The 21,591-nt window shown below is 65.4% G+C and carries 28 protein-coding genes; 9 read left to right on the plus strand and 19 right to left on the minus strand.

The features are described from left to right. The 4 genes from cyoE to ACFPO9_RS21350 are packed head-to-tail and all read right to left on the minus strand — an operon-like array spanning window position 1 to window position 3,388. Window positions 1–894, minus strand: coding sequence for a heme o synthase (gene cyoE / locus ACFPO9_RS21335; protein WP_379774601.1), 894 nt, complete (start codon window positions 892–894; stop codon window positions 1–3). After that, the gene (locus ACFPO9_RS21340) at window positions 891–2,045 is read right to left on the minus strand and encodes a COX15/CtaA family protein (protein ID WP_379774603.1); all 1,155 of its coding nucleotides are present in this window, start codon (window positions 2,043–2,045) and stop codon (window positions 891–893) included. Before ACFPO9_RS21340 ends, cyoE begins: the two co-directional genes overlap by 4 nt. Window positions 2,046–2,067: 22 nt before the next feature. Continuing rightward, window positions 2,068–2,622 carry an SCO family protein gene (locus ACFPO9_RS21345; RefSeq protein ID WP_379775062.1) on the minus strand — a complete coding sequence of 185 codons (555 nt, stop codon included), beginning with the start codon at window positions 2,620–2,622 and terminating at the stop codon, window positions 2,068–2,070. Between the two features lie 28 nt (window positions 2,623–2,650). Then, window positions 2,651–3,388 (minus strand): SURF1 family protein, encoded by a 738-nt coding sequence (locus tag ACFPO9_RS21350; protein WP_379774605.1) that lies wholly within the window; start codon window positions 3,386–3,388, stop codon window positions 2,651–2,653. 36 nt (window positions 3,389–3,424) lie between these two features. Between ACFPO9_RS21350 and ACFPO9_RS21355 the strand changes: the two genes are divergently transcribed. Continuing rightward, window positions 3,425–3,625: a twin transmembrane helix small protein gene (locus ACFPO9_RS21355; protein ID WP_230020347.1), complete on the plus strand. Its 201-nt coding sequence runs from the start codon at window positions 3,425–3,427 to the stop codon at window positions 3,623–3,625. A gap of 157 nt (window positions 3,626–3,782) precedes the next feature. Here ACFPO9_RS21355 and ACFPO9_RS21360 read toward each other — a convergent pair whose 3' ends face one another. The 7 genes from ACFPO9_RS21360 to ACFPO9_RS21390 form a co-directional block, all read right to left on the minus strand. Continuing rightward, the gene (locus ACFPO9_RS21360) at window positions 3,783–4,643 is read right to left on the minus strand and encodes a cytochrome c oxidase subunit 3 (protein WP_379774608.1); all 861 of its coding nucleotides are present in this window, start codon (window positions 4,641–4,643) and stop codon (window positions 3,783–3,785) included. A 61-nt stretch (window positions 4,644–4,704) separates the two neighbouring features. Next, on the minus strand, window positions 4,705–4,905 hold the full coding sequence (locus ACFPO9_RS21365; protein ID WP_379774611.1) for a DUF2970 domain-containing protein: 201 nt from the start codon (window positions 4,903–4,905) through the stop codon (window positions 4,705–4,707). Continuing rightward, a complete protein-coding gene (locus ACFPO9_RS21370) occupies window positions 4,902–5,453 on the minus strand; it encodes a cytochrome c oxidase assembly protein (protein WP_379774613.1) in 552 nt (183 codons plus the stop codon). Before ACFPO9_RS21370 ends, ACFPO9_RS21365 begins: the two co-directional genes overlap by 4 nt. A gap of 1 nt (window position 5,454) precedes the next feature. Continuing rightward, on the minus strand, window positions 5,455–5,589 hold the full coding sequence (locus ACFPO9_RS21375; protein ID WP_379774615.1) for a hypothetical protein: 135 nt from the start codon (window positions 5,587–5,589) through the stop codon (window positions 5,455–5,457). Between the two features lies 1 nt (window position 5,590). Further along, window positions 5,591–7,198 carry a cytochrome c oxidase subunit I gene (ctaD, locus tag ACFPO9_RS21380; RefSeq protein ID WP_379774618.1) on the minus strand — a complete coding sequence of 536 codons (1,608 nt, stop codon included), beginning with the start codon at window positions 7,196–7,198 and terminating at the stop codon, window positions 5,591–5,593. A gap of 24 nt (window positions 7,199–7,222) precedes the next feature. Beyond that, window positions 7,223–8,416, minus strand: coding sequence for a cytochrome c oxidase subunit II (gene coxB, locus ACFPO9_RS21385; RefSeq protein ID WP_379774621.1), 1,194 nt, complete (start codon window positions 8,414–8,416; stop codon window positions 7,223–7,225). A 349-nt stretch (window positions 8,417–8,765) separates the two neighbouring features. After that, a complete protein-coding gene (locus ACFPO9_RS21390) occupies window positions 8,766–9,662 on the minus strand; it encodes a methyltransferase domain-containing protein (protein WP_379774624.1) in 897 nt (298 codons plus the stop codon). 209 nt (window positions 9,663–9,871) lie between these two features. On the opposite strand from ACFPO9_RS21390, the gene ACFPO9_RS21395 reads away from it, so the two are divergent. Further along, entirely contained in the window at window positions 9,872–10,519 is a 648-nt protein-coding gene (locus ACFPO9_RS21395; RefSeq protein WP_379774627.1) for a ComF family protein, read from the plus strand. Window positions 10,520–10,523: 4 nt separating this feature from the next. Here the strand turns inward: ACFPO9_RS21395 and ACFPO9_RS21400 are convergent, their stop codons facing one another. Continuing rightward, the gene (locus ACFPO9_RS21400) at window positions 10,524–11,120 is read right to left on the minus strand and encodes a hypothetical protein (RefSeq protein WP_379774630.1); all 597 of its coding nucleotides are present in this window, start codon (window positions 11,118–11,120) and stop codon (window positions 10,524–10,526) included. 204 nt (window positions 11,121–11,324) lie between these two features. On the opposite strand from ACFPO9_RS21400, the gene trmL reads away from it, so the two are divergent. Next, the gene (gene trmL, locus ACFPO9_RS21405; RefSeq protein WP_379774632.1) at window positions 11,325–11,795 is read left to right on the plus strand and encodes a tRNA (uridine(34)/cytosine(34)/5-carboxymethylaminomethyluridine(34)-2'-O)-methyltransferase TrmL; all 471 of its coding nucleotides are present in this window, start codon (window positions 11,325–11,327) and stop codon (window positions 11,793–11,795) included. Between the two features lie 62 nt (window positions 11,796–11,857). Next, window positions 11,858–13,450 (plus strand): CocE/NonD family hydrolase, encoded by a 1,593-nt coding sequence (locus tag ACFPO9_RS21410; protein ID WP_379774634.1) that lies wholly within the window; start codon window positions 11,858–11,860, stop codon window positions 13,448–13,450. 3 nt (window positions 13,451–13,453) lie between these two features. On the opposite strand, the gene rfaE2 is transcribed toward ACFPO9_RS21410, so the two are convergent. After that, window positions 13,454–13,936, minus strand: a complete 483-nt coding sequence (gene rfaE2, locus ACFPO9_RS21415) for a D-glycero-beta-D-manno-heptose 1-phosphate adenylyltransferase (RefSeq protein WP_379774637.1) — start codon at window positions 13,934–13,936, stop codon at window positions 13,454–13,456. Window positions 13,937–13,978: 42 nt separating this feature from the next. After that, complete coding sequence (locus ACFPO9_RS21420; protein WP_379774640.1) at window positions 13,979–15,160, minus strand: PilT/PilU family type 4a pilus ATPase; 1,182 nt, start codon at window positions 15,158–15,160, stop codon at window positions 13,979–13,981. A gap of 120 nt (window positions 15,161–15,280) precedes the next feature. On the opposite strand from ACFPO9_RS21420, the gene ACFPO9_RS21425 reads away from it, so the two are divergent. Then, entirely contained in the window at window positions 15,281–16,231 is a 951-nt protein-coding gene (locus ACFPO9_RS21425; protein WP_379774643.1) for a hydrogen peroxide-inducible genes activator, read from the plus strand. Here ACFPO9_RS21425 and ACFPO9_RS21430 read toward each other — a convergent pair. Further along, window positions 16,209–16,781, minus strand: a complete 573-nt coding sequence (locus tag ACFPO9_RS21430; protein WP_379774646.1) for a hypothetical protein — start codon at window positions 16,779–16,781, stop codon at window positions 16,209–16,211. The genes ACFPO9_RS21425 and ACFPO9_RS21430 overlap by 23 nt on opposite strands. A 143-nt stretch (window positions 16,782–16,924) precedes the next feature. On the opposite strand from ACFPO9_RS21430, the gene ubiA reads away from it, so the two are divergent. From ubiA to ACFPO9_RS21450, 4 genes are read left to right on the plus strand one after another with little or no spacing between them, the layout of a single operon-like run. After that, the gene (gene ubiA, locus ACFPO9_RS21435) at window positions 16,925–17,779 is read left to right on the plus strand and encodes a 4-hydroxybenzoate octaprenyltransferase (RefSeq protein WP_379774649.1); all 855 of its coding nucleotides are present in this window, start codon (window positions 16,925–16,927) and stop codon (window positions 17,777–17,779) included. A gap of 40 nt (window positions 17,780–17,819) precedes the next feature. Further along, entirely contained in the window at window positions 17,820–18,140 is a 321-nt protein-coding gene (locus ACFPO9_RS21440; RefSeq protein WP_230020333.1) for an ElaB/YgaM/YqjD family protein, read from the plus strand. Continuing rightward, window positions 18,140–18,535: a phage holin family protein gene (locus ACFPO9_RS21445; protein WP_379774652.1), complete on the plus strand. Its 396-nt coding sequence runs from the start codon at window positions 18,140–18,142 to the stop codon at window positions 18,533–18,535. The genes ACFPO9_RS21440 and ACFPO9_RS21445 overlap by 1 nt, the downstream gene beginning before the upstream one ends. Next, complete coding sequence (locus tag ACFPO9_RS21450; protein ID WP_379774654.1) at window positions 18,528–18,818, plus strand: hypothetical protein; 291 nt, start codon at window positions 18,528–18,530, stop codon at window positions 18,816–18,818. Before ACFPO9_RS21445 ends, ACFPO9_RS21450 begins: the two co-directional genes overlap by 8 nt. 34 nt (window positions 18,819–18,852) lie before the next feature. Here the strand turns inward: ACFPO9_RS21450 and ACFPO9_RS21455 are convergent, their stop codons facing one another. From ACFPO9_RS21455 to ACFPO9_RS21470, 4 genes are all read right to left on the minus strand, one after another. Beyond that, entirely contained in the window at window positions 18,853–19,047 is a 195-nt protein-coding gene (locus ACFPO9_RS21455) for a DUF1059 domain-containing protein (RefSeq protein ID WP_379774656.1), read from the minus strand. A gap of 64 nt (window positions 19,048–19,111) precedes the next feature. Then, entirely contained in the window at window positions 19,112–19,831 is a 720-nt protein-coding gene (locus ACFPO9_RS21460) for a hypothetical protein (protein ID WP_379774659.1), read from the minus strand. 89 nt (window positions 19,832–19,920) lie between these two features. Then, window positions 19,921–20,742, minus strand: coding sequence for a pyrroline-5-carboxylate reductase (gene proC, locus ACFPO9_RS21465; RefSeq protein ID WP_379774662.1), 822 nt, complete (start codon window positions 20,740–20,742; stop codon window positions 19,921–19,923). A gap of 23 nt (window positions 20,743–20,765) precedes the next feature. Beyond that, window positions 20,766–21,467, minus strand: coding sequence for a YggS family pyridoxal phosphate-dependent enzyme (locus ACFPO9_RS21470; protein WP_379774665.1), 702 nt, complete (start codon window positions 21,465–21,467; stop codon window positions 20,766–20,768). Window positions 21,468–21,591 lie beyond the last annotated feature (124 nt).

A 21,591-nucleotide genomic window follows, 5' to 3' on the forward strand; every position in this document is an offset into this window, starting at 1 on the left:
TCAGAACTTGAAGTAGTGATCGACCAGCAGCGCCGCGAACAGCAGCGACAGGTAGATGACGGACCAGCTGAAGGCCTTGCGCGCGATCTGGTCGCTGTAGCGCTTGTGCACCAGCCAGCCGTAGCGCAGGAACACGGCGTTCAGGCCGATGGCCGCCAGCAGGTACAGCAGGCCGCTCATGCCGACCGCGTACGGGAACAGGGTGCAGGCAGCCAGCGCGATCGAATACAGCCAGACCTGCTGGCCGGTGTACTTCATGCCGTGGGTGACCGGCATCATCGGCAGGCCGGAGCGCACGTAGTCGTCGCGGCGGTACATGGCCAGCGCCCAGAAGTGCGGCGGGGTCCAGACGAAGATGATCAGCACCAGCAGCCAGGCTTCCATCGGCACGGTGTTGGCGACCGCGGCCCAGCCCAGCGCCGGCGGCATCGCGCCGGACAGGCCGCCGATCACGATGTTCTGCGGCGTGTTCGGCTTGAGCAGGATGGTGTAGATCAGCGCATAGCCGACGAAGGTGACGAAGGTCAGCCACATGGTCAGCGGATTGACCATCGTGTACAGGATGCCCATGCCCAGGCCGCCGAGGATGGCGGAAAAGATCAGGGTCTGGGTGGTCGACAGTTCGCCCATGGCGGTGGCGCGGCGCGCGGTGCGGGCCATGCGGGCATCGACTTCCGCCTCGATCAGGCAGTTCACGGCAAAGGCGGCGCCGGCCAGCAGCCAGATGCCGAGCGTGGCCCAGAACAGCACGTGCCAGCCTGGGAAGCCGTCGGTGGCCAGGAACATGCCGATCACGGCGCAGAAGACGGCCAGCTGCGTGACGCGCGGCTTGGTCAGTGCCCAGTACTGCGAGATGCGGCTGGGTGGTTTATGGGTTGCGGTTTGGGTAATCATGAATGGCCCGCGGACGCGGCTGCTGCGTGAGCATGGGTCGGCGGCTTCGATCCGAGTTGATACTGTACCTTGTAGTTTAGCATGGTCACCAGCAGGACAAGCAGGGCCGCCCCGGCGTTATGCAGCACGGCGATGGCAAGCGGGAAGCTGAAAAACACGGTCGCGATGCCCGTGCCAGCCTGCGCCAATAGTACAAGAGCAAGATTGCGCGCGGTGCCGTGCAGGCCCGGCAGACGCCAGGCGCGCCAGGCGGCAAGCCCCAGAACCAGCACCACGACGGCCGCGAAGTTGCGGTGCACCCAGTGGATGGCGGTCAGGGCCGAGAACGGCAGGTAGTGGCCGGCGGCGGTTTTGCCGAGCTCGCGCCACAAGGTGAAGCCGTGTTCGAAGTCCATGTCTGGGACAATTTGTCCTTGGCAGAGTGGAAAGTCATTGCAGGCAAGCGTCGCATAATTGGTACTCACCCAGCCGCCCAGGGCCAGCTGGACCAGCAGAACGGCCCCCGCGAGCCAGGCCAGTGGGCGCAGTCTGCGCAGTTTCGCGGCATCAAGCGCGGCCGGCGCTGGCGCCGGATGCAGGACAGCATCCTCGCGGCCGCCCAGCCAGGCCGCCAGGGCCAGCAGGGTCATGCCGAACAGCAGGTGCAGGGTCACGATGACCGGCTGCAGCTTCAGGGTCACGGTCCAGGCGCCGAACGCGCCCTGCACGCAGACCCAGATCAACAGCAGCGCCGGCAGCCAGGGCGAGGCTGCGCGCCCTTTCGAGCGGCGCCATTCCAGCCAGGACGCCACCACCAGCCCGATGATCAGGAAGCCGATGCCCATCGCCAGGAAGCGGTGGATCATTTCGATCCAGGCTTTCATTTTCGTCACCGGGCCGGTCGGCATCAGGGCCTCGGCGGCGGCGATGTGCGCATGCGCCAGGAAGGGATTCGCCTCGCCGTAACAGCCCGGCCAGTCGGGGCAGCCGAGGCCCGAATCCGTCAGGCGCGTGAAGCCGCCGAACACGATCAGGTCGAAGGTGAAGAAGACGATCACCCAGGCCAGCTTGCGGTAGCGGTGCGTGCCGGTCGCCATCCAGACCATGGACAGCGGCACGGAAGCGGCCAGGATGCCGGTCAGGGCCAGCAGGATGAAATTCGAGGCTTGCATTCTTGACTCAGTTTCAATGCGCTCAGCCGACCGCTGAAGCCTTCAGCAGCTTGTAGATATCCTTGTGCACCTTGCGCGGTTCCGGGTCCTTCGGGAAGCGCATCATCAGGTGGCCCAGCGGGTCGATCATGTAGATGTGGTCGGATACGCCGGTGCCCGGATCGGTCGGCAGCCAGTTCTGCACGGCTTTCGGATCGGCGCGCAGCATGTGGGTGCCGTCGAATTCGCGGATCACGATGGTGTCCAGCGGCTCCTGGTCCGTGATCAGCCACACGCGCTCGATGCGTTCCATCTCCTTGCCCTGCATGGTGCGCAGCTGGCGCATCGTGAACAGCTGCTTGCGGCAGGCATCCATGCAGGCGCCGGGCGCCGCCATCAGCATGATCCACTTGCCCTTGAACTGCGCCAGCGCGGCCGGCTTGCCGTCCAGGGTGGTGCTTGCCAGCGCCGGGACCGGGTGCGCGCGCTGGTCGATCAGGGTGCCGTAGTTGTTGCGCTTCTCCGGCTTGAGCACGTAAAAGGTGAAGTACGACGCGATCATCGGCGAGGCGCAGACCAGCAGCACCAGCCAGAGCATCCAGCGGCCGCGCTTGCGTTGTTTGGGTTCAGCCGGATTGTTTGGTTTTACTTCTTCCACGTCGAAATCCTGTCATCACAAAAAATAGGAAGGCCATCGCGGCCAGTGCGTACCACTGCACGGCGTAGCCTTCGTGGCGGGCTATGTCCGTGCTGGGCGCGGGCCAGTCGCGCACCAAGCCTTCGCCCGTGCTGTCCGGGCCGGTCTGCTCGACCACGACCGGCAGCAGGTCCAGGCCGCTGGCGCGCGCCACCTCGCCCGGCGCGGTGTTCTGCAGGATCGCCGCCGGTTTCAAGGACGCCGGCGTCCCCAGCTGCATCACCCGGGCCAGCTGGCGCACCGCCCTGCCCTCGATCGTCACTTGTCCGGCCGGCGTCGTGTAAGGCGGCAGGCGGTCGTGCTCGGCCATATTGCGCGGCAGCCAGCCGCGCGCGACGAGAACGGCCTTGTTCGATCCCGCTATTTTAAACGGCATCAGCAGAATGAATCCGGCGCGGCCCGCCTGCGGCCGGTTGTCGAGGAACAGCGGCCAGCCGGGGACGAATTCGCCCGTTACCAGAACGCGATGGAACTCGATGCGCGCGGGGTCGACCGGGCTGCCGTCCAGGGTCAGCGGGCTTGCCGCCATGCCCTGTTCGAGCCTGGCCTGCAGCGCGGTCTTCCCGGCCGCGCGCCGGGTTTGCCAGTTGCCGAGCGCGATCCCGAGCAGCACAAGGATGAGGGTGGCGAGGAAAGGAATGGCCCTGAAACGGAAGCGAAGTCGCATACAATTGAATATCACTTTGCCATTTCAGGACACACCATGAAGATCGTCGTCGCCATCGCTTTCGTGCTCATCATCGGCAGCCTGGCCTCCGCCCTGTTCTTCCTGATGCGCGACAAAGGCCGCAGCAACCGCACCGTGCAGGCGCTGGCGATGCGCGTGGGCTTGTCGATCACGCTGTTCTTGCTGGTGCTGTTTTCGTACAAGATGGGGTGGATACAGCCTACCGGGATTCGCTGACACAGCGCTCGCAAACGTCGCGGGCCTGTAAACGTCGTCCCCGCGCAGGCGGGGACCCAAGTTCTGCTTGAGCTAACGAATTGCATGCAAACTTGGATCCCCGCCTGCGCGGGGACGACGTTCATGATGCGCGGTTCTCGTTCCTTGCGAGGCCTTCTTACAGCCAGTACACCACCACGTACAAGCCCAGCCAGACCACGTCCACGAAGTGCCAGTACCACGCGGCCCCCTCGAAGGCAAAGTGGTGCTCCGGCGTGAAGTGCCCTTTCAGTACGCGGTACAGCACCACCGACAGCATGATCGCGCCCATGGTCACGTGGAAGCCGTGGAAGCCGGTCAGCATGAAGAAGGTCGAGCCGTAGATGCCCGAGGTGAGCTTCAGGTTCAGTTCGGTGTAGGCATGGTGGTACTCATAGGCCTGGAAGCCCATGAAGACGGCGCCCAGCAGGATCGTGGCGAACAGCCAGATCGCGGTCTGGGCGCGGTGGCCGGCGCGCAGGGCGTGGTGGGCGATGGTCAGCGTGACGCCCGAGGTCAGCAGCAGCGCGGTATTGATGGTCGGGATCGGGAACGGGCCCATGGTGTTGAAGGACTCGACGGTGCCGGCCGGGCCGATGTTGCCCCAGTGGCCCGCGAAGTCCGGCCAGATCACCTTGTGGTCGAGGTCGGACAGCCAAGGCATCGAAATGGCGCGCGCATAGAACAGCGCACCGAAAAAGGCGCCGAAGAACATCACTTCCGAGAAGATGAACCAGCTCATCGACCAGCGGTAGGAGCTGTCGATGCGGGCGCTGTACTGGCCCGATTCCGATTCGCCGATGGCGTCGCCGAACCAGAAGTACAGCACCACCAGCATGGCCAGGATGCCGGCGATGCACACGCCCGGTCCCCAGGAAGCGCCATTGACCCAGCCGGCGGCGCCGGCCATGGTGGCGAGCATCGAAAAGCCGCCAGCCATCGGCCACCGCGAGGGGCCGGGGACGAAATAGTACGGCGCAGCATTGTGTGGCGAACTCATTCTCATCTCCTCAAACGAACTTCTGATTTGTCGAATTTCTGTTACCGCTTGATTCTTTTCTTTATTTTGCGACCGCCATCCGCACCACGAAAAGCAGGATGCCGATGAAGACCGCCGCCCCGATCAAGCCGCCGACGATCACGTAGACCGGGTTCAGGTTGGCGGCGTCGTGCTCGTAATCCTTGCGCTTGCGGACCCCGAAGAAGGACCAGAACACGGCCTTCATCGTGGCGCCGAAACCGGCTTTTTTCGGCCCGCTCATTGGCTGGCCACCGCGCCGCCCACCTCGAAGAAGGTGTACGACAGCGTGATGTTCTTCACTTCGCGCGGCAGCGCCGGATCGATGAAGAACACGACCGGCATCTGGCGCGCCTCGTTCGGCTTCAGCACCTGCTCCTTGAAGCAGAAGCACTCGACCTTTTTAAAATGCGGCATCGCCGACTGCGGCGCGTAGCTCGGGATGGCTTGCGCCTTCACGGTGCGCGCCTGGGTGTTGACGACCTCGTAGACCACGGTGGCCATCTCGCCCGGATGCACGTCGATGCTGCGCTGGGTCGGGCGGAAGCGCCACGGCCCCTGCGCGTTACCGTCGAGTTCCACGGTGACGGTGCGCGACAGGTCGACCTGGGTGTTGGCGGGCCGCTCCACCGTGCCGTCCTTCTGCGTCAGCACGTTGATGCCCAACACCTCGCACACCTGGCGGTAGACCGGCACCAGCGCATAGCCGAAGCCGAACATCACGCAGGCCACCACGACCAGCTTGACGAAGGTCGTGCGGTTCAGCGCGAGGCGTCCGCTCTGCTCAGCCATCTCAGTTCAGCCAGAGCCGCTTGACGAACAGCAGCACGAAGAAGAACAGCGCCAGGCCGCCGACCAGCAAGGCGGTGCGCCTGTTCTTCCTGCGCAGCGCCGCGTCGCGCTCGGGGCCATGCTCAGCCATCATCATCTCACTTCACCAGCGGCGGGTTCTCGAAGGTGTGGAACGGGGCCGGGCTCGGCACGGTCCACTCCAGGCCTTCCGCGCCTTCCCAGGGTTTCGCTTCCGCCTTCTGGCCGCCGCGGATGGTCGGGATCACCACGAAGAACAGGAAGTACACCTGGCTCAGGCCGAAACCGAAGGCGCCGATCGACACGATCTGGTTGAAGTCGGTGAACTGCACGGCGTAGTCGGCGTAACGGCGCGGCATGCCGGCCAGGCCCAGGAAGTGCATCGGGAAGAAGGTCACGTTGAACCAGATCAGCGAATTCCAGAAGTGCATCTTGCCGCGGAATTCAGGATACATATGGCCGGTCCATTTCGGCGCCCAGTAGTAGAAGCCGGCGAACAGCGCGAACAGCGAGCCGGCCACCAGCACGTAGTGGAAGTGGGCCACCACGTAATAGGTGTCCTGCACCTGGATGTCGATCGGGGTCACGGCCAGGATCAGGCCGGTGAAGCCGCCCATCGTGAACACGAAGATGAAGCCGACCGCGAACAGCATCGGCGTCTCGAAGGTCATCGAGCCCTTCCACATCGTGGCGACCCAGTTGAACACCTTCACGCCGGTCGGCACCGCGATCAGCATGGTGGCGTACATGAAGAACAGCTGCGAAGTCACCGGCATGCCGGTGGTAAACATGTGGTGGGCCCAGACGATGAAGGACAGGATCGCGATCGACGCGGTCGCGTACACCATCGAGGCATAGCCGAACAGCGGCTTGCGGGCGAAGGCCGGGATGATCTGCGAGACGATGCCGAAGGCCGGCAGGATCATGATGTAGACCTCGGGGTGGCCGAAGAACCAGAAGATGTGCTGGTACATCACCGGGTCGCCACCGCCTGCCGCGTTGAAGAAGGAGGTGCCGAAGTGGCGGTCGGTCAGGGTCATGGTGATGGCGCCCGCCAGCACCGGCATCACGGCGATCAGCAGGTAGGCGGTGATCAGCCAGGTCCAGCAGAACATCGGCATCTTCATCAGGGTCATGCCGGGCGCGCGCATGTTCAGGATGGTGACGATGATGTTGATCGAGCCCATGATCGACGACGCGCCCATGATGTGCAGGGCGAAGATCGCCATGTCCATGCCCGGGCCCATCTGGGTCGACAGCGGTGCGTACAGGGTCCAGCCGGCGGCGGTGGCGCCGCCCGGCACGAAGAAGGACGTGGCCAGCAGGATCGCGGCCGGCGGCAGCAGCCAGAACGAAAAGTTGTTCATGCGCGCGAAGGCCATGTCGGAAGCGCCCACCTGCAGCGGGATCATCCAGTTGGCGAAGCCGACGAAGGCCGGCATGATCGCGCCGAACACCATCACGATGCCGTGCATGGTGGTCAGCTGGTTGAAGAACTCGGGACGGAAGAACTGCAGGCCGGGCTGGAACAGCTCGGTGCGGATCATCAGCGCCAGCACGCCGCCCGAAAGCAGCATGGCGAAGGCGAACCACAGGTACAGGGTGCCGATGTCCTTGTGGTTGGTGGCGAACAGCCAGCGGCGCAGGCCGGTTGGGTGGTCGTGCGCATGGTCGTGCGCGTGGTCATGACCGTGCAGGTCGTGTGCGTGATCGATGCTGGAACTCATTTCTATGTCTCCGATTCCAAACGCTTATTTGCCGCGGGCGGCCAGGACTTCCGAAGGCTGCACGATGTTCTCGTCGGCCTTGTTGGTCCAGTTGTTACGGGTATAGGTGATCACGGACGCGATGTCGGAATCCGACAGCTGCTTCCATGCCGGCATCGCGCTCGGGAACTTGCCGCTGTGCTTGCCGTTCAGCAGGACGTTGATCTGTTCCGCTTTCGGGCCCAGCACGACCGGCGAGCCGACCAGCGCGGCGAAGGCGCTCGGCACGCCCTGGCCGCTGGCCTGGTGGCAGGCCACGCAGTTGGCGGCGTAGACCTTCTCGCCCTTGGTCTTCAGTTCGTCGATGGTCCAGACCTTGCTCGGATCGTCGGCCAGGGCCGCCATTTCCTTCTTCTTGGTGTTGACCCAGGCGCTGTAGTCCTCCGCCGAGACGACTTTCACGACGATCGGCATGAAGGCGTGCTCCTTGCCGCACAGCTCGACGCAGTTGCCGCGGTAGGTGCCGACCTTTTCGGCCTTGAACCAGGCGTCGCGCACGAAGCCCGGAATCGCATCCTGCTTGACGGCGAAGGCCGGAATCGTCCAGGAGTGGATGACGTCGTTGGCGGTCAGCACCAGGCGGACCTTCTTGTTCACCGGCACCACGACTTCATTGTCGACTTCGAGCAGGTAGGTCTCGGTGCGCGCGGTGGTCGGCGCCACGCCCGGCTCGCCGACGGCGCTGCGCGGGGTCGACAGGTTGGACAGGAAGGAGATGCCCTCGCCTTCGCCCTTCAGGTAGTCATAGCCCCACTTCCACTGCATGCCGGTGACCTTGATGGTCAGGTCCGGGTTCGAGGTGTCCTTCATGGCGACGACCGCGTGGGTGGCGGGCAGCGCCATGCCGATCACGATCAGGAAGGGAACCACCGTCCAGGCGATCTCGACGGCGGTGGATTCGTGGAAGGTTGCCGGTTTGTGGCCCAGCGATTTGCGGTGCTTGAACACCGAATAGAACATGACGCCGAACACGGCGAAGAAGATGATCAGGCAGACGATCATCATCCAGTTGTGCAGGCTGTAGATATAGTCGCCGATGCCCGTTACGGCAGGCTGCATGTTGAGCTGGTGTACTGCCGGCCGCCCGATCACCTCGGGCTCGGCCCACGCCAGGACGGGCATGCCGCCCCCTGCCGCGAGACCGAACATCGCCGCTTTTAATCGCTTTGCATAAGTCATGTTGTCCCCAACCACCCAAAAAAAATGAATTTTCCTAAGAGGCCGGCACTTCCATGAACGAACTGCCGCCGCTCCGAAATCCTTCCTGCAAACACCGACCATCAGGGACTACAAGGACCAAGATGAATCTGCTTGCTCGGGCCCCGGACCGCAAAACACGGTTTCCGAAGCCTTTGGTGTTGCTGCAACCAGTTCGACTTCACGCTGTTTTTGCTTAAGTTTTTAGCGTGATGACTACGTAAGTCGAAAAAAGTGTCATTGATTATACTGAAATCGCTAATTTTTATTCAAGGAAAATTACTCCAACGGCATGGCTGTTGCATGATGCACTGCGGCAAAATTTTTTTTGTCACTGGGGACGCGGGGGTTGCGGGCGCGGCTGGAAGCGCACGATGGCCTCCCCTGCAGCCGTCGTCTTCGGCGCCGGCCGGAAGGCGTGGCCGTAGATCACCTCGAAGCTGAGGCCCAGCTTGCCGTCCGGACGGCGCTGGCTTTCCAGGGCGTCCAGCATGCGCTGCCAGGCGGCGCGCCCGACCAGGCCGCGGCGGCGCGTGGCGAGCGGATTGCCGCCGAAGGCGCGCACATCCCGCAGCAGCGCCTCGGCCGTGTCATAGGTGACCGTGATCGTTTCCATGTCCATCACCGGCGTGGTGAAGCCCGCCTCCACCAGCTGGTCGCCGAAGTCGTGCATGTCCACGAAGGGCAGCGTGTGCGGGGTTTCGTCCATTGCCGCAAAGGCATTGCGCAGCTCGCGGAAGGTGTCCGGGCCGAAGTTCGAGAACATCAGCAGGCCCTCCACGCGCAGCACGCGGCGCCATTCCGCGAACACGCGGTCCGGCTGCGGATGCCAGTGCAATGCCAGGTTCGACCATACGAGATCGATCGAGTTCGGGCCGAGCGGCAGCTGGCCGAAGTCCGCGCACACCAGGTCGATGCCGCTCTTGGCCGGCAGCAGGCGGCTGAGGAAGGAGCGCGGCGCCTGTGCCGCATCGCCGGCGGCGCGCAGCATGGCCGGCACCGCGTCCATCCCGATCACCTGGGCGGCCGGATAGGCTTTCTGCAGCTGGGCCAGGTCGGCGCCGGCGCCGCAGCCGGCATCCAGCACCTGCTGCGGCGAATTCTTCACCAGCGACAGGCGCTCGAACATGCGGCCGGCGATTTCGCGGCGCAGGAAATCCGACGGCGCCACGCGGGCCGGGTCGGCAAACAGCTGGCAAACGCGCGCCTGGTCGATCGGCGCGCTCATTTTGGAGGGGGATTGGGGCGAAGACATCATTAACCGCGGTCAAATGGAGCAATGGCGGGAGTGTACAGGATAGAGCCTCGACCGATCGGACGCCCATGCCTGTGCCGCTTTCCTCACGCCTGCTGCGACTGCTGCTGCCCTCGAGCTGCGCCCTGTGCGGCGGCGGCTGCGCGGGCGTCGTCTGTCCCCCCTGCAGCGATCATTTTTGCTTGCCAGTCACAAATCGCTGCCAGAGGTGCGCGAACCCCCTCGTCCCGTCATTCCCGCGCAGGCGGGAATCCAGGCTCAGCCCGCGTAGCGATGGCGACGAGAACACCTGCGAAGTCTGCCTCTCGTATCCGCCCTCCTACGACACCACCATCTTCGCCGTCGACTACACCCCACCCCTCGACCACCTGGTCCTGCAACTCAAATTCAGCGCCCGCCTGCCCTTGGCTCCCTGGTTCGCGGAACGGCTGCGCGACGCCATCCTGGCGAGACCCGGCCTGCCCCTGCCCGACCTGCTGTGCCCGGTCCCACTGGGCCCCGCCCGCCTGGTCGAGCGCGGCTACAACCAGGCCCTGGAAATCGCCAGGCCCTTATCCAGGCTGCTCGGCGTCGCCCTGCAGCCCGCGCTGGCCCTGCGCCAACTGGACACCCGCGCCCAGTCCGGCGTCACGCCGCACGAGCGCGCCGAGAACATCCGCGGCGCCTTCGCCATCGCCGACCCGGACCTGATCGAAGGGCGCCACGTCGGCCTGGTCGACGACGTCATGACCAGCGGCCACACGCTGGAGGAACTGGCGGCCACCTGCAAGCGCTTTGGCGCGGCCCGCGTCAGCAACCTGGTGTTTGCGCGCACGCCGCCGCGCGCGTGAGGTTTCACGGACCGGGATGCGGATTATCGGGCAGGGAAGGAAGCGCGCGCAGGTATTCGTACATCGCATGCAGGTCGCGCGTGCTCATCTTGCCGACTGCCGGCCAGGGCATGACTTGCAGGATCTGGCCGGCCGGATCGTGGGGATTGTGACCGGTGCGCAGCGTCTGCACGAATTCGTCGCGCGTGAGGCCGGCCGGGCGCCCTGCATTGTCCGGCGTGAGGTTGGGTGCGGTGATGGCTGGGCCGAACATGCGCCCGCCCGACATGTATTGCTCGGCGTTGACGCGCTCGGGCTGTCCCTGGAAGGGATCGCCGCCGGGCGAATAGCTGGGGTGGGTGTGGCAGTCGACGCAGCCGGTGGTGTTGACGATGTAACTGCCCAGCCAGACCAGGCCGCGCTGCTTGCCCTTCAGGTTGAGGATGACGCCGGGCGGGACGATTTCACGGCCGCGCTGGACACGGCCGTCGTTGTCGTCGAGCGAAGCGCTGGCACGGTCGTCATCGCCGGAGCCGGCGCCGGCCAGCAGCGGCGCCGTGCCGGCGGCAGCCAGGACGAGGGCCATCCACAGATGGCGGCGGGCAAAACGGGAGCGGTTCATGTTTCCTCCATATGCACAAGTACATCGTCGGTCGAAAACGCGTCCACTCAGTATAGAAACCACGGCCGAATCCGCCAGTGTATTTACATCAGCTATCCTGATAGGGCGCGTTTGCAACGCAGCAGGCGTCGGTCACGCCGATCTGCGCTATGCTGCCGCCCTGGAACGGCAGCGCGCCGCCATCCATTTGTCGAGGAGAAGAATTTGTTTCACGTCGTACTGGTCGAACCCGAAATCCCGCCGAACACCGGCAACGTCATCCGCCTGTGCGCCAACACGGGCGCGCAGCTGCACCTGATCGAGCCGCTGGGCTTTCCGCTGGACGACGCCAAGATGCGCCGCGCCGGCCTCGACTACCACGACTACGCGACCATGAAGGTGCACAAGAACTGGCAAGCCTTCCTGGATGACGCCAAACCGGATACCTCCCGCATGTTCGCCATGACCACCCACGGCTCATCGCCCTTCGGTGACGCCGCCTTCCAGCCCGGCGACGTGTTCGTGTTCGGCGCCGAATCGCGCGGCCTGGATCCGGCCCTGCGCGAATCCTTCCCGCCGGCCCAGCGCATCCGCCTGCCGATGATGCCGGGGAACCGCAGCCTGAACTTGTCGAACACGGTGGCGGTGGTGGTGTATGAGGCCTGGCGCCAGAACGGCTACGCGGGCGGCGGCTGAGCTCCGGGCTGGGCCTGGCTGCAAGATTTACCAGCTACACCCGCAGCGGGTTGGCGGCTAGGATGAAGACTTTCCACTTCATCAAGCCGCTACCGATGCCCAGACTTTTCACACTCCTGCTGCTGGCCGCAAGCGCAACGGCCGGCGCCGCCGACACTTTCGTCTTCTCGAACGAGCCCGGCCCCTACCCGGTGGGCGTGCAGGTCAAGTCCCACTACGACTACTCGCGCGTCTACCGTCCCGCCTTCGACCTGGTAACGGGCCAGCCCGAGACGCACGAGCGCGCGCGGCCGATCCAGGCGGTCATCTGGTATCCGGCCAGGGCCAGGGGCAAGCCGCTTGCCTGGCGCGACTACGCCGCCACCTGGGCGACCGAAGACACGCCCTGGCTGACCGCGGCCGAGGTGCAGCGCGCGACCGACATGGCCCTCGCCGGCCTGCCGCCGGCGCTCGCCCGCCAGGCGCAGACCCAGCCGATGTGGGCCAGCAAGGATGCGCCCGCCGCAAGCGGCAAGTTCCCGGTCGTGATCTATGCGGCCAGCCACTCCTCCTATGCGACCGAAAACGCCGAACTGTGCGAATACCTGGCCAGCCACGGCTACATCGTGATCGCCAGCCGCTCGATGGGCGCGCGCAGCAAGGCCATGACGGACGACCTCGAGGGGCTGGAGGCGCAGGCCGCCGACATCGCCTTCCTGATCGGCCAGGCCCAGGCCATGCCGCAGGCCGACATGTCGCGCATCGCCGTGGCCGGCTTCAGCTGGGGCGGACTGGCCAACGTGCTGGCGGCCGCCAGGGATGACCGCATCCGCGCGCTGGTGAGCCTGGACGGTTCGGTGCGCAGCTATCCGCAATACGTCGACGGCGGCAAGGACGCCGCCAGGTACGCTACCCCGGCACGGCTGGCGGTGCCGATGCTGTACGTGGGCCGCGAACGCGAGTCCATCGAGGCGCTCGTGAAGGGCAAGAAGAAGCTCGACTACAGCCTGTTGAACGAGATGACCTATGCGGACATGACCATCGTGACCATGCGGCCGATGACGCACGGCGACTTTGCCTCGGTCAGCCTGCACTTCGCGAACGACAAGCGTTTCAACGAATATTCACGCGACGAAGTCTCGCTGGCGCACAGCTGGACCGCGCGCTACGTGGCACGCTTCCTCGACGCCTACCTGAAGAACGACGCGCAGGCCATGGCCTTCCTGGACAACCAGCCCTCGGCCAACAAGGCGCCTGCGCACATGCTGTCGGTGGAGCGCCGCAAGGGCCGTGGTACCCCGCCGACGCTGGAAGCCTTCGTGCGCACCTTGCAATCGGGCGGCTACGAGCACGCGCAGGCGGTCTACGACAGCATGCATGCGGCGAACCCGGCGTTCGCGCTCGATCCGGTGTGGCTGAATATCTACGGCTACGACTTGCTGCGCAGCGGCCGCAAGAAGGAAGCGGTATCGGTCTTCCGGCTCGGCACGAAGCTGGCGCCCGACTGGGACAACATCGCCGACAGCCTGGCCGAAGCCTACGAGGCGGTCGACGAACGCCAGCTGGCGATCGGGCAGTACCGCCGCGTGCTCGAACTGAATCCGGGCCATGGGCATGCGATCGAACGCCTGAAGGCCCTGGGCGCGGAACCGGCTGCGAAAGCCGCCGGCGGCTGATCCCTATCCGCCGAACTGGCGAATCTTCGCCACCAATTTTGTGGTCGAGCGGTCGTGCGCGAAGTCGATCGCGACCGCCTTGCCGCCCTGGGCGATGACCTCTTTCCCTTCCGGGATGGCGGTCATGACGTAGTCGCCGCCCTTGGCGTAGATGTCGGGGCGGGCTTCCCGCACCACGTCCAGTGCGGTGTCCTCGTCGAATTCGACGACCAGGCTGACCGACTCCAGCGCGGCCAGCACGGCCATGCGGTCTTCCATCTTGTTCAGCGGGCGGTCGTCGCCCTTGCCGAGACGTTTGACGGAGGCGTCGGTGTTGACGGCGACCACCAGCGAGGCGCCCAGTTCGCGGGCCTGGGCCAGGTAGGTGGCGTGGCCGCGGTGCAGGATGTCGAAGACGCCGTTGGTGAGGACGACGGGTTTCGGCAGCTGGGCGACGCGCTGCTGGAGTTCGGCGCGGGTGGTGAGTTTTTGTTCGAAGGTTGGCATGGGTAAATGAACTTGGGTTCCCGCCTTCGCGGGAACGACGGGTTAATTATCGCCTGCTTCCGGTTCCTCTTCCACCATCATCGACAGCTCGGCCTTCGATGCGGCGCCCTCGCCACCCGGGCCGCGGCGTTCGCCCGACAGCTTGATCTGCAGGCGCAGGCCGTTGGCCGAGTCGGCGTTGCGGATCGCTTCGTCGTAGCCGATGTAGCCGGCGTTATAGAGCTCGTAGAGCGCCTGGTCGAAGGTGCACATGCCGAGTTCGCGCGACTTGTGCATGATCTCCTTGATGCCGTGGAAGTTCCCCTTCAGGATCATCTCGCTGATGGTCGGGGTGTTCAGCAGGATCTCGATGGCGGCCTTGCGGCCCTTGCCGTCCTCGGTGCGGATCAGGCGCTGCGACACGATCGCGCGCAGGTTGGCCGACAAATCCATCAGCAGCTGCGGCCTTCTCTCTTCCGGGAAGAAGTTGATGATCCGGTCCATGGTCTGGTTGGCGTTGTTCGCGTGCAGGGTACCCAGGCACAGGTGGCCGGTCTCGGCGAAGGCGATCGCGTGTTCCATCGTTTCGGTGTCGCGGATCTCGCCGATCAGGATCACGTCCGGCGCCTGGCGCAGCGTGTTCTTCAGCGCGTTGTGCCAGGAGTGGGTATCGACGCCGACTTCGCGGTGCGTGACCAGGCAGCTCTTGTTCTTGTGGACGTATTCGACCGGGTCCTCGACCGTGATGATGTGGCCGGCCGAGTTGGCGTTGCGGTAGTCGATCATGGCCGCCAGCGTGGTCGACTTGCCGGAACCGGTGCCGCCGACGACCAGCACCAGGCCGCGCTTGGTCATCACGACGTCCTTCAGCACATCGGGCAGGTCGAGCTTCTCGAAAGTCGGGATTTCGGAGGCGATGGTCCGCACCACCATGCCCACGCTCTGCTGCTGCACGAAGACGTTGACGCGGAAGCGGCACACGTTCGGCAGCGAGATCGCGAAATTGCACTCCATCTCGGCCTCGAACTCGGCGCGCTGGCGCTCGTTCATCAGCGACAGGGCCAGCGCGCGCGTCACCTCGCCGGTCAGGCGCTGGCTGCTGAGCGGCTTCATCGCGCCCTGGTGCTTCATGCTGGGCGGGAAGTCCACGGAAATGAAGAGATCGGAACCGCCTTGCTGCTGCATCACGGTCAGCAGCTTGTGCGTGTACGCCTGGGCTTCCGCCGGGCCGAAGGTGGAGGACATGGTGGCCTTTTTATTAACGCTGGGCAACACTGCCCGGAGCGGCCAATTATATCCACAGCTTTATCGGTAAAATAGTGCTCAATATCTCCAGCCGGCGCCACTGTTGTAATCCGGAAGCCTATGACCCTGACCGAACTTAAATATATTGTTGCTGTTGCACGCGCCCGCCATTTCGGCCATGCCGCCGAGGCCTGCTTTGTTGCGCAGCCGACCTTGTCTGTCGCCATCAAGAAGCTCGAGGACGAACTGGGCGTGACGCTGTTCGAACGCGGCGGCTCCGAAGTCTCCGTCACGCCGCTGGGCGCGCAGATCGTGGCCCAGGCCGAGCGCGTGCTGGAGCAGACCGCCGCCATCAAGGAGCTGGCCAAGCAGAACAAGGATCCGCTTTCCGGTCCGCTGCGCCTGGGCGTGATCTACACCATCGGCCCGTATCTGCTGCCGCCGCTGGTGAAGAACCTGATCGACAAGGTGCCGCAGATGCCGCTCGTGCTGCAGGAAAATTTCACGGTCAAGCTGCTCGAGCTGCTGCGCCAGGGCGAACTCGACGCCGCCATCATGGCGCTGCCGCTGCCGGAACACGGCATGGCGGTGCAGCCGCTCTACGACGAGCCCTTCGTGGTCGCGATGCCGCGCAACCACCCCTGGGCCACGCGCAAGGACATCTCCGCCGAGGACCTGAAAAGCGAGACCATGCTGCTGCTGGGCGCGGGCCACTGCTTCCGCGACCAGGTGCTGGAAGTCTGCCCGGAGATGGCGCGCTTCTCGTCCTCCCCCAGCGCCGGCAACGGCATGCAGCGCACCTTCGAGGGCTCCTCGCTGGAGACCATCCGCCACATGGTCGCCAGCGGCATCGGCCTGACCGTGCTGCCGCGCGCCTCGGTGCCGGACATGAAGGACCCGAACGGCATGCTGACCTTCGTGCCCTTCCAGGAACCGGCGCCCTCGCGCCGCGTGGTGATCGTCTGGCGCAAGAGCTTTACCCGCCGCGCCGCCATCGACGCCGTGGTCAACGCGGTGGCCGATTGCGGGCTGCCCGGCGTGGAGATGGTCACGCTCCAGGCCGCGGCTTGAGCCGGGTCTGAACGGCCGCGGCCGGGACGGCGGTGGTGGCCGCCGTCGCCGCCGGCTCCGGCTCCGGATGGAAGCCGGGCAGCCGGCAGGCGCCCGGTGCGGCGGCCTTGCGCGCCGCGATATTTTCCAGCAGCTCCGCGCTGCGCCGCGGCGCTGCGATACCCACCGTGCAGCGTACCGGCTCCCAGGTCGCGCCGACCTGCCTGAACTCCATCGTCTGCACCTGGTAGCCGCGTCCGCCCTGCTCGACCGCCACCACGGCCGTGTCGCCGTTGACGGCGCCGAGCGCGAAGCGGCGCTGAGGCAGGCCGCCGCCGGTCACGTCGCTGGCGTTGAAGCGGTCGCCGCGGTCGGCAATCCCGCCCTCCTCGCCCAGGCCCACGCCCAGCAGGGCCTGTACCCCGGCCGGCAACTCGCGCAGCGACTGCGCTTCCGTCCAGTCGGCCTCGATCCGGTCCGCCCTGGCCTCGCCCGACCTGGAGCCGGCATCGGCCAGCGCACAACAGCCCAGCCCGATACCGGCCGCCACCACGATACTTGCGAACTGCATGCCTGCCTCCTCATGGTTTTTTTGTCATCGAAAGCCGCGATCGTAGCCCGGCCGGGTTCGCCATACTTTGTGCATAGTCGATCGTGCGCCACGAACAGGCTAAAATCCTGAGCTTGCCAATTTTCAATTAGATAGAACTCGCGATGAACAAGCTGGCGCTCTACTTCCGCCTGATCCGGGCCGACAAGCCGATCGGCATCCTGCTGCTGCTGTGGCCCACGCTCTGGGCCTTGTGGATGGCGTCGAACGGCCATCCCGATCCGGCGATCCTCGTCATCTTCGTGCTCGGCACCGCGCTGATGCGCTCGAGCGGCTGCGCGATCAACGACTACGCCGACCGCGACTTCGACCGCCACGTCAAGCGCACCGTCGACCGCCCGCTGACCAGCGGCCGCATCCAAGGCTGGGAAGCGGTGATGGTGGCGGCAGTGCTGGCCATCGTCTCCTTCCTGCTGATCCTGCCGCTGAATACGCTCACCAAGCAATTGTCGGTGGTGGCCGTGATCGTGGCCGGCAGCTACCCCTACTTCAAGCGCTTCTTCGCCATCCCGCAAGCCTATCTGGGCATCGCCTTCGGCTTCGGCATCCCGATGGCCTTCGCGGCCGTGCAGAACCGGGTGCCGGCCATCGCCTGGTGGCTGCTGGTGGCGAACGTGTTCTGGGCCGTGGCCTACGACACGGAATACGCGATGGTCGACCGCGACGACGATATCAAGCTGGGCATGCGCACCTCGGCAATTACCTTTGGCCGCATGGACGTCGCCGCCGTCATGTTCTGCTACGCCGCGGCGCTGGGCATCGACCTGGTGTGCGGCTGGATGCTGGGCCTGCGCTGGTGCTTCGTCGCCGGCGTGGCCGTGGCGGCCGGGATGGCGCTGTACCACTACACCCTGATCAGGGACCGCGACCGCATGAAGTGCTTCGCCGCGTTCCGTCATAACAACTGGTTGGGCGCCGCACTGTTCGCAGGTGTCGCGCTAGACTATGCATTCGGTTAATATTGACGGTAATACACAACCAATCCGAAGAGGTTTAAGCATGATGGAAAAAATCCCGACCCAGACCGGCGCCCGCGACCAGCTGCTGTCCGACCTGAAGACCGTGATCCAGGACGCCGAAGCCTGGCTGCGCCACAGCGGTTCGCTGACCGGCGAGGAATTCAAGGCCGCCAAGGCCAAGTTCGAGCGCACCATCGTCAAGGCCAAGGACGACATCATCCGCCTGGAGCAGGCCGTGGTCGAGAAGACCAAGGTCGCCGCCAAGGCCACCGACGAGTATGTGCAGGAAAATCCCTGGAAGTCGGTCGGCATCGGCGCCGCCGTCGGTGTCGTGATCGGCATGCTGATCGCCCGTAAATAATGGCCGTGTTCGCAGCCGCGGGCCGCATCGCATCGACCCTGGTGGCCATGGTCGGCACGCGGCTGGAACTGGCCGCCGTCGAATTCCAGGAAGACGCGCGCCGCCTGCTCGGCTACCTCGCGTGGACGCTGCTGGCGGTCTTCCTCGCGGCCGGCGCCGCGATGCTGGTGGCGCTGTTCGTCATCTTGCTGTTCTGGGATAGCTATCGCCTGCAGGCGGTGGCCGCGATGGCGGTGCTGCTGGCCGCCGGCGCCGGCGGCATCGTGATGTCGGTGCGTTCGAAACTGAACGCCCAGACGCCGCTGTTCGCGGACACCCTGGCCGAGCTGCGCAAGGACGTCGACTACGTGCGCCACACGGCGGCCGCTGCGCACGCGGGAGCGATCGATGAATAAGCCGACCCTCGCCGAACGCCGCAAGGAACTGGTCGAACGCTGCGCCGAGCAGCGCACCGGCCTGGCCTACGAACTGCAGGCGCTGCGGCCTGCCGCCGTGCTGGATCATCCGCTGGCCGGCTATGTGGTCGGCCACAAGAAGCTGGTGCTGGGCGCGCTCGGCGCGGGATTGGGCCTGACGCTGCTGCGCCGCAAGCGCGTGCTGGCGCTGGCGGGATCGGTCATGCCGGCCTGGCGCATGGCCCAGCGCGGGCTGGCGTTGCTGGCGCAGTTCCGGCGATAAGACCTGGCCGTGCGGCCTCCCGCACGGTGCATCGCTACCCGGGCGGCCGCCCCTCGTGCATGATCTGTTTCAGCTGCTGGCGCAGCTCGGGCGTATCCGTGTGCTTGTGCACAGCTACCGCGTGCTGGGCCGCGGCCTCGATCAATTCATCCTCGCGGTCCGCCGCGATCGTGATGCTGCAGTTCATTTCGCTCGGAAATTCGCGGCAGTCGATATATTTTCGCGTCATGATGGCCTCCTGGCCAGGGCCTTACAAGCAAAGTATAGGTCGGCCGGCGGCGACATCAAGCGTTCTATTGGACCGGCTGGCCGTTCAGCGTGTAGCTGATGCGCGCATCGTCGGACCAGGCCTTGTCGCCCAGTTCCGGCTGATGCTTGTCCTTGGCCGCATGCACCAGGCGGCGCGCGCGGTCCTCGATCGTCACGGTATCGTATTTCCCGGACGGCTCCTCGACCTTGGCGGCTTCCAGCTTGTCGCAGACCTTGAAGCCGAACAGACTGGCGGTTGCCAGCGCCGCACGGAACTTGAGTCCTTCCGACTTCGCCATCTCCATCTGCGCCGTGCAGGCCAGGCGCAGGTCGCCCATGCGCCGCACGCCGTCCGGCAGCCCCGGCGAGCGCACCTGCACCAGCGGGTGGTTGAACTCGCCCTTCGGGAAATTGCGGTTCACGACCACCATTGCATCGTCGTCCTCGGCCAGGGTGCCGAGTTTCAGCACGAAGCTGGTGTTGGATGTCATCTGCAGCGGGACATGGTGGTCCGCGCCGACGATCTCGACCTGGTTGCCGCCCTCCGCCGCATCCACTTTCGGGAGACGGAACGTCAGCTTCGCGCCCGGCGCTTGTTCGGCCGCGCGCTTCGCGAACGTGGTCAGGGCCTTTTCCAGCAGTTGGAAGCGCCAGGCCATGGGCTTGGCTTCCTCCGAGTCGGTGCGATGGCCGATGTTGATCGAATCGGCGGCGTGGGCGCTGCCGGCGACGGCCAGCAGGATCAGGAAGGAACGGATGCGCATGCGAGAACCCCGGTTGAATAGATGCCTAACATTAACACGCCAGCAACTTATCCAAACAGGGTCTTCCGACGAATGGTTGAATTCGTGGCTTAAACGGCGTCCTTGCCCAGCTCCTCACCCAGCTCGCGCCCGCGCGCCGCCGCCGCCTTCATCGCATCGACGATGGCCTGCTTCACGCCAGCCTGCTCCATGCTGGCGATGGCCGCGTAGGTGGTGCCGCCTTTTGAAGTCACGCGCTGGCGCAGCACCTCGGCCGGCTCCTCGGACTGCGCCGCCAGCTGGGCCGCGCCGGTAAAGGTGGCGAGCGCCAGTTCCCGGCCCTGCTCGGCGCTCAGGCCCATCTCCAGCGCCGCCTGCTGCATCGCTTCGAGGAAGAAGAACACATAGGCCGGACCGCTGCCCGAGACCGCCGTCACCGGATCGATCTGGTCTTCCGAGTCCAGCCACACGGTCTTGCCGACTGCGCGCAGGATGCTGTCCGCGGCGTCCTTTTGCGCCGCGCTGACGCCGGCCATGGCCACCATGCCGCTGATGCCCTGGCCGATCAGGGCCGGCGTATTCGGCATGGTGCGCACGATGGCGCCGTAGCCGCCCAGCCAGCGTGACAAATCGGTGCCGCGGATGCCCGCGGCGATCGACAGCACCAGCGGACGCGCGTCCAATTGCGACTGCAGGCGCAACGCCACCTCGCGCATCTGCTGGGGCTTCACGGCCAGCACGATCACGTCGCTGCCTGCCACCGCGGCGCCGATCTCCGGCGAGCTCGTCACGCCGTACTGGCCGCGCAGTTTATCCAGCGCCTCCGGGTTCGGATCGATCACGTGGATGTCGCCTGCTTGCGCGACCTTGCCGGCCAGGCCGGCGATGAGGGCGGTGGCCATGTTGCCGCCGCCGATGAAGCTGATTTTCATGGTAGTCCTTTCAAGAGCGCGCTCTATTCGTAGTGGCGGGCACCGAAGATGGCGCTGCCCACGCGCACGATGCTCGCGCCTTCCAGCACGGCCGCGCGCATGTCGCTCGACATCCCCATCGACAGGGTGTCGAGATGGATGCCGGACTTGACGATGGCCTGGGCCAGTTCGCGCAGGCGCGCAAAGGGGACGCGCTGCAGCTCGGGGTCAATCTGGGGTTCGGGGATGGCCATCAGGCCGCGCAGGCGCAGGTTCGGCAGCGCGGCGACCTGCCTGGCCAGCTCGGGCAGCTCGTCGGGCGTGACGCCGCTCTTGCTGGCTTCGCCGCTGATGTTCACCTGCAGGCAGATGTTCAGCGGGCCGAGTTCGGGCGGACGCTGCTCGGCCAGGCGCTGCGCGATCTTGAGGCGCTCGACCGTATGCACCCAGTCGAAACTGGCGGCGATCGGGCGCGTCTTGTTCGACTGGATCGGGCCGATGAAGTGCCATTCCAGCCGGGTATCGGGTAGCGCTTTTGCGACAGCCGCGATCTTGTCGACACCTTCCTGCAGATAGTTCTCGCCGAAGGCGCGCTGGCCCGCCGCGACGGCTTCCAGCACCGCCTCAGCAGGGAAAGTCTTGGAGACGGCCAGCAGCTGGACCGTCGAACGGGGCCTGCCGGCAGCCTCGCAGGCCACCTGGATTGTCGCTTCGACAGCTTGCAAGTTCCCGGCGATTGTGGACATAATGGTTTTCTACAGGAAATATTTTTTGGTTACGTACAGTGCGCTGAACCACTTCCGTCGTTCCCGCGAAGGCGGGAACCCAAGGTCGGATCACCTAACCGTAAGACTTGGATTCCCGCCTTCG

The organism is Massilia aerilata, from assembly GCF_042656905.1.
Taxonomy (GTDB): Bacteria; Pseudomonadota; Gammaproteobacteria; order Burkholderiales; family Burkholderiaceae_D; genus Telluria; species Telluria aerilata.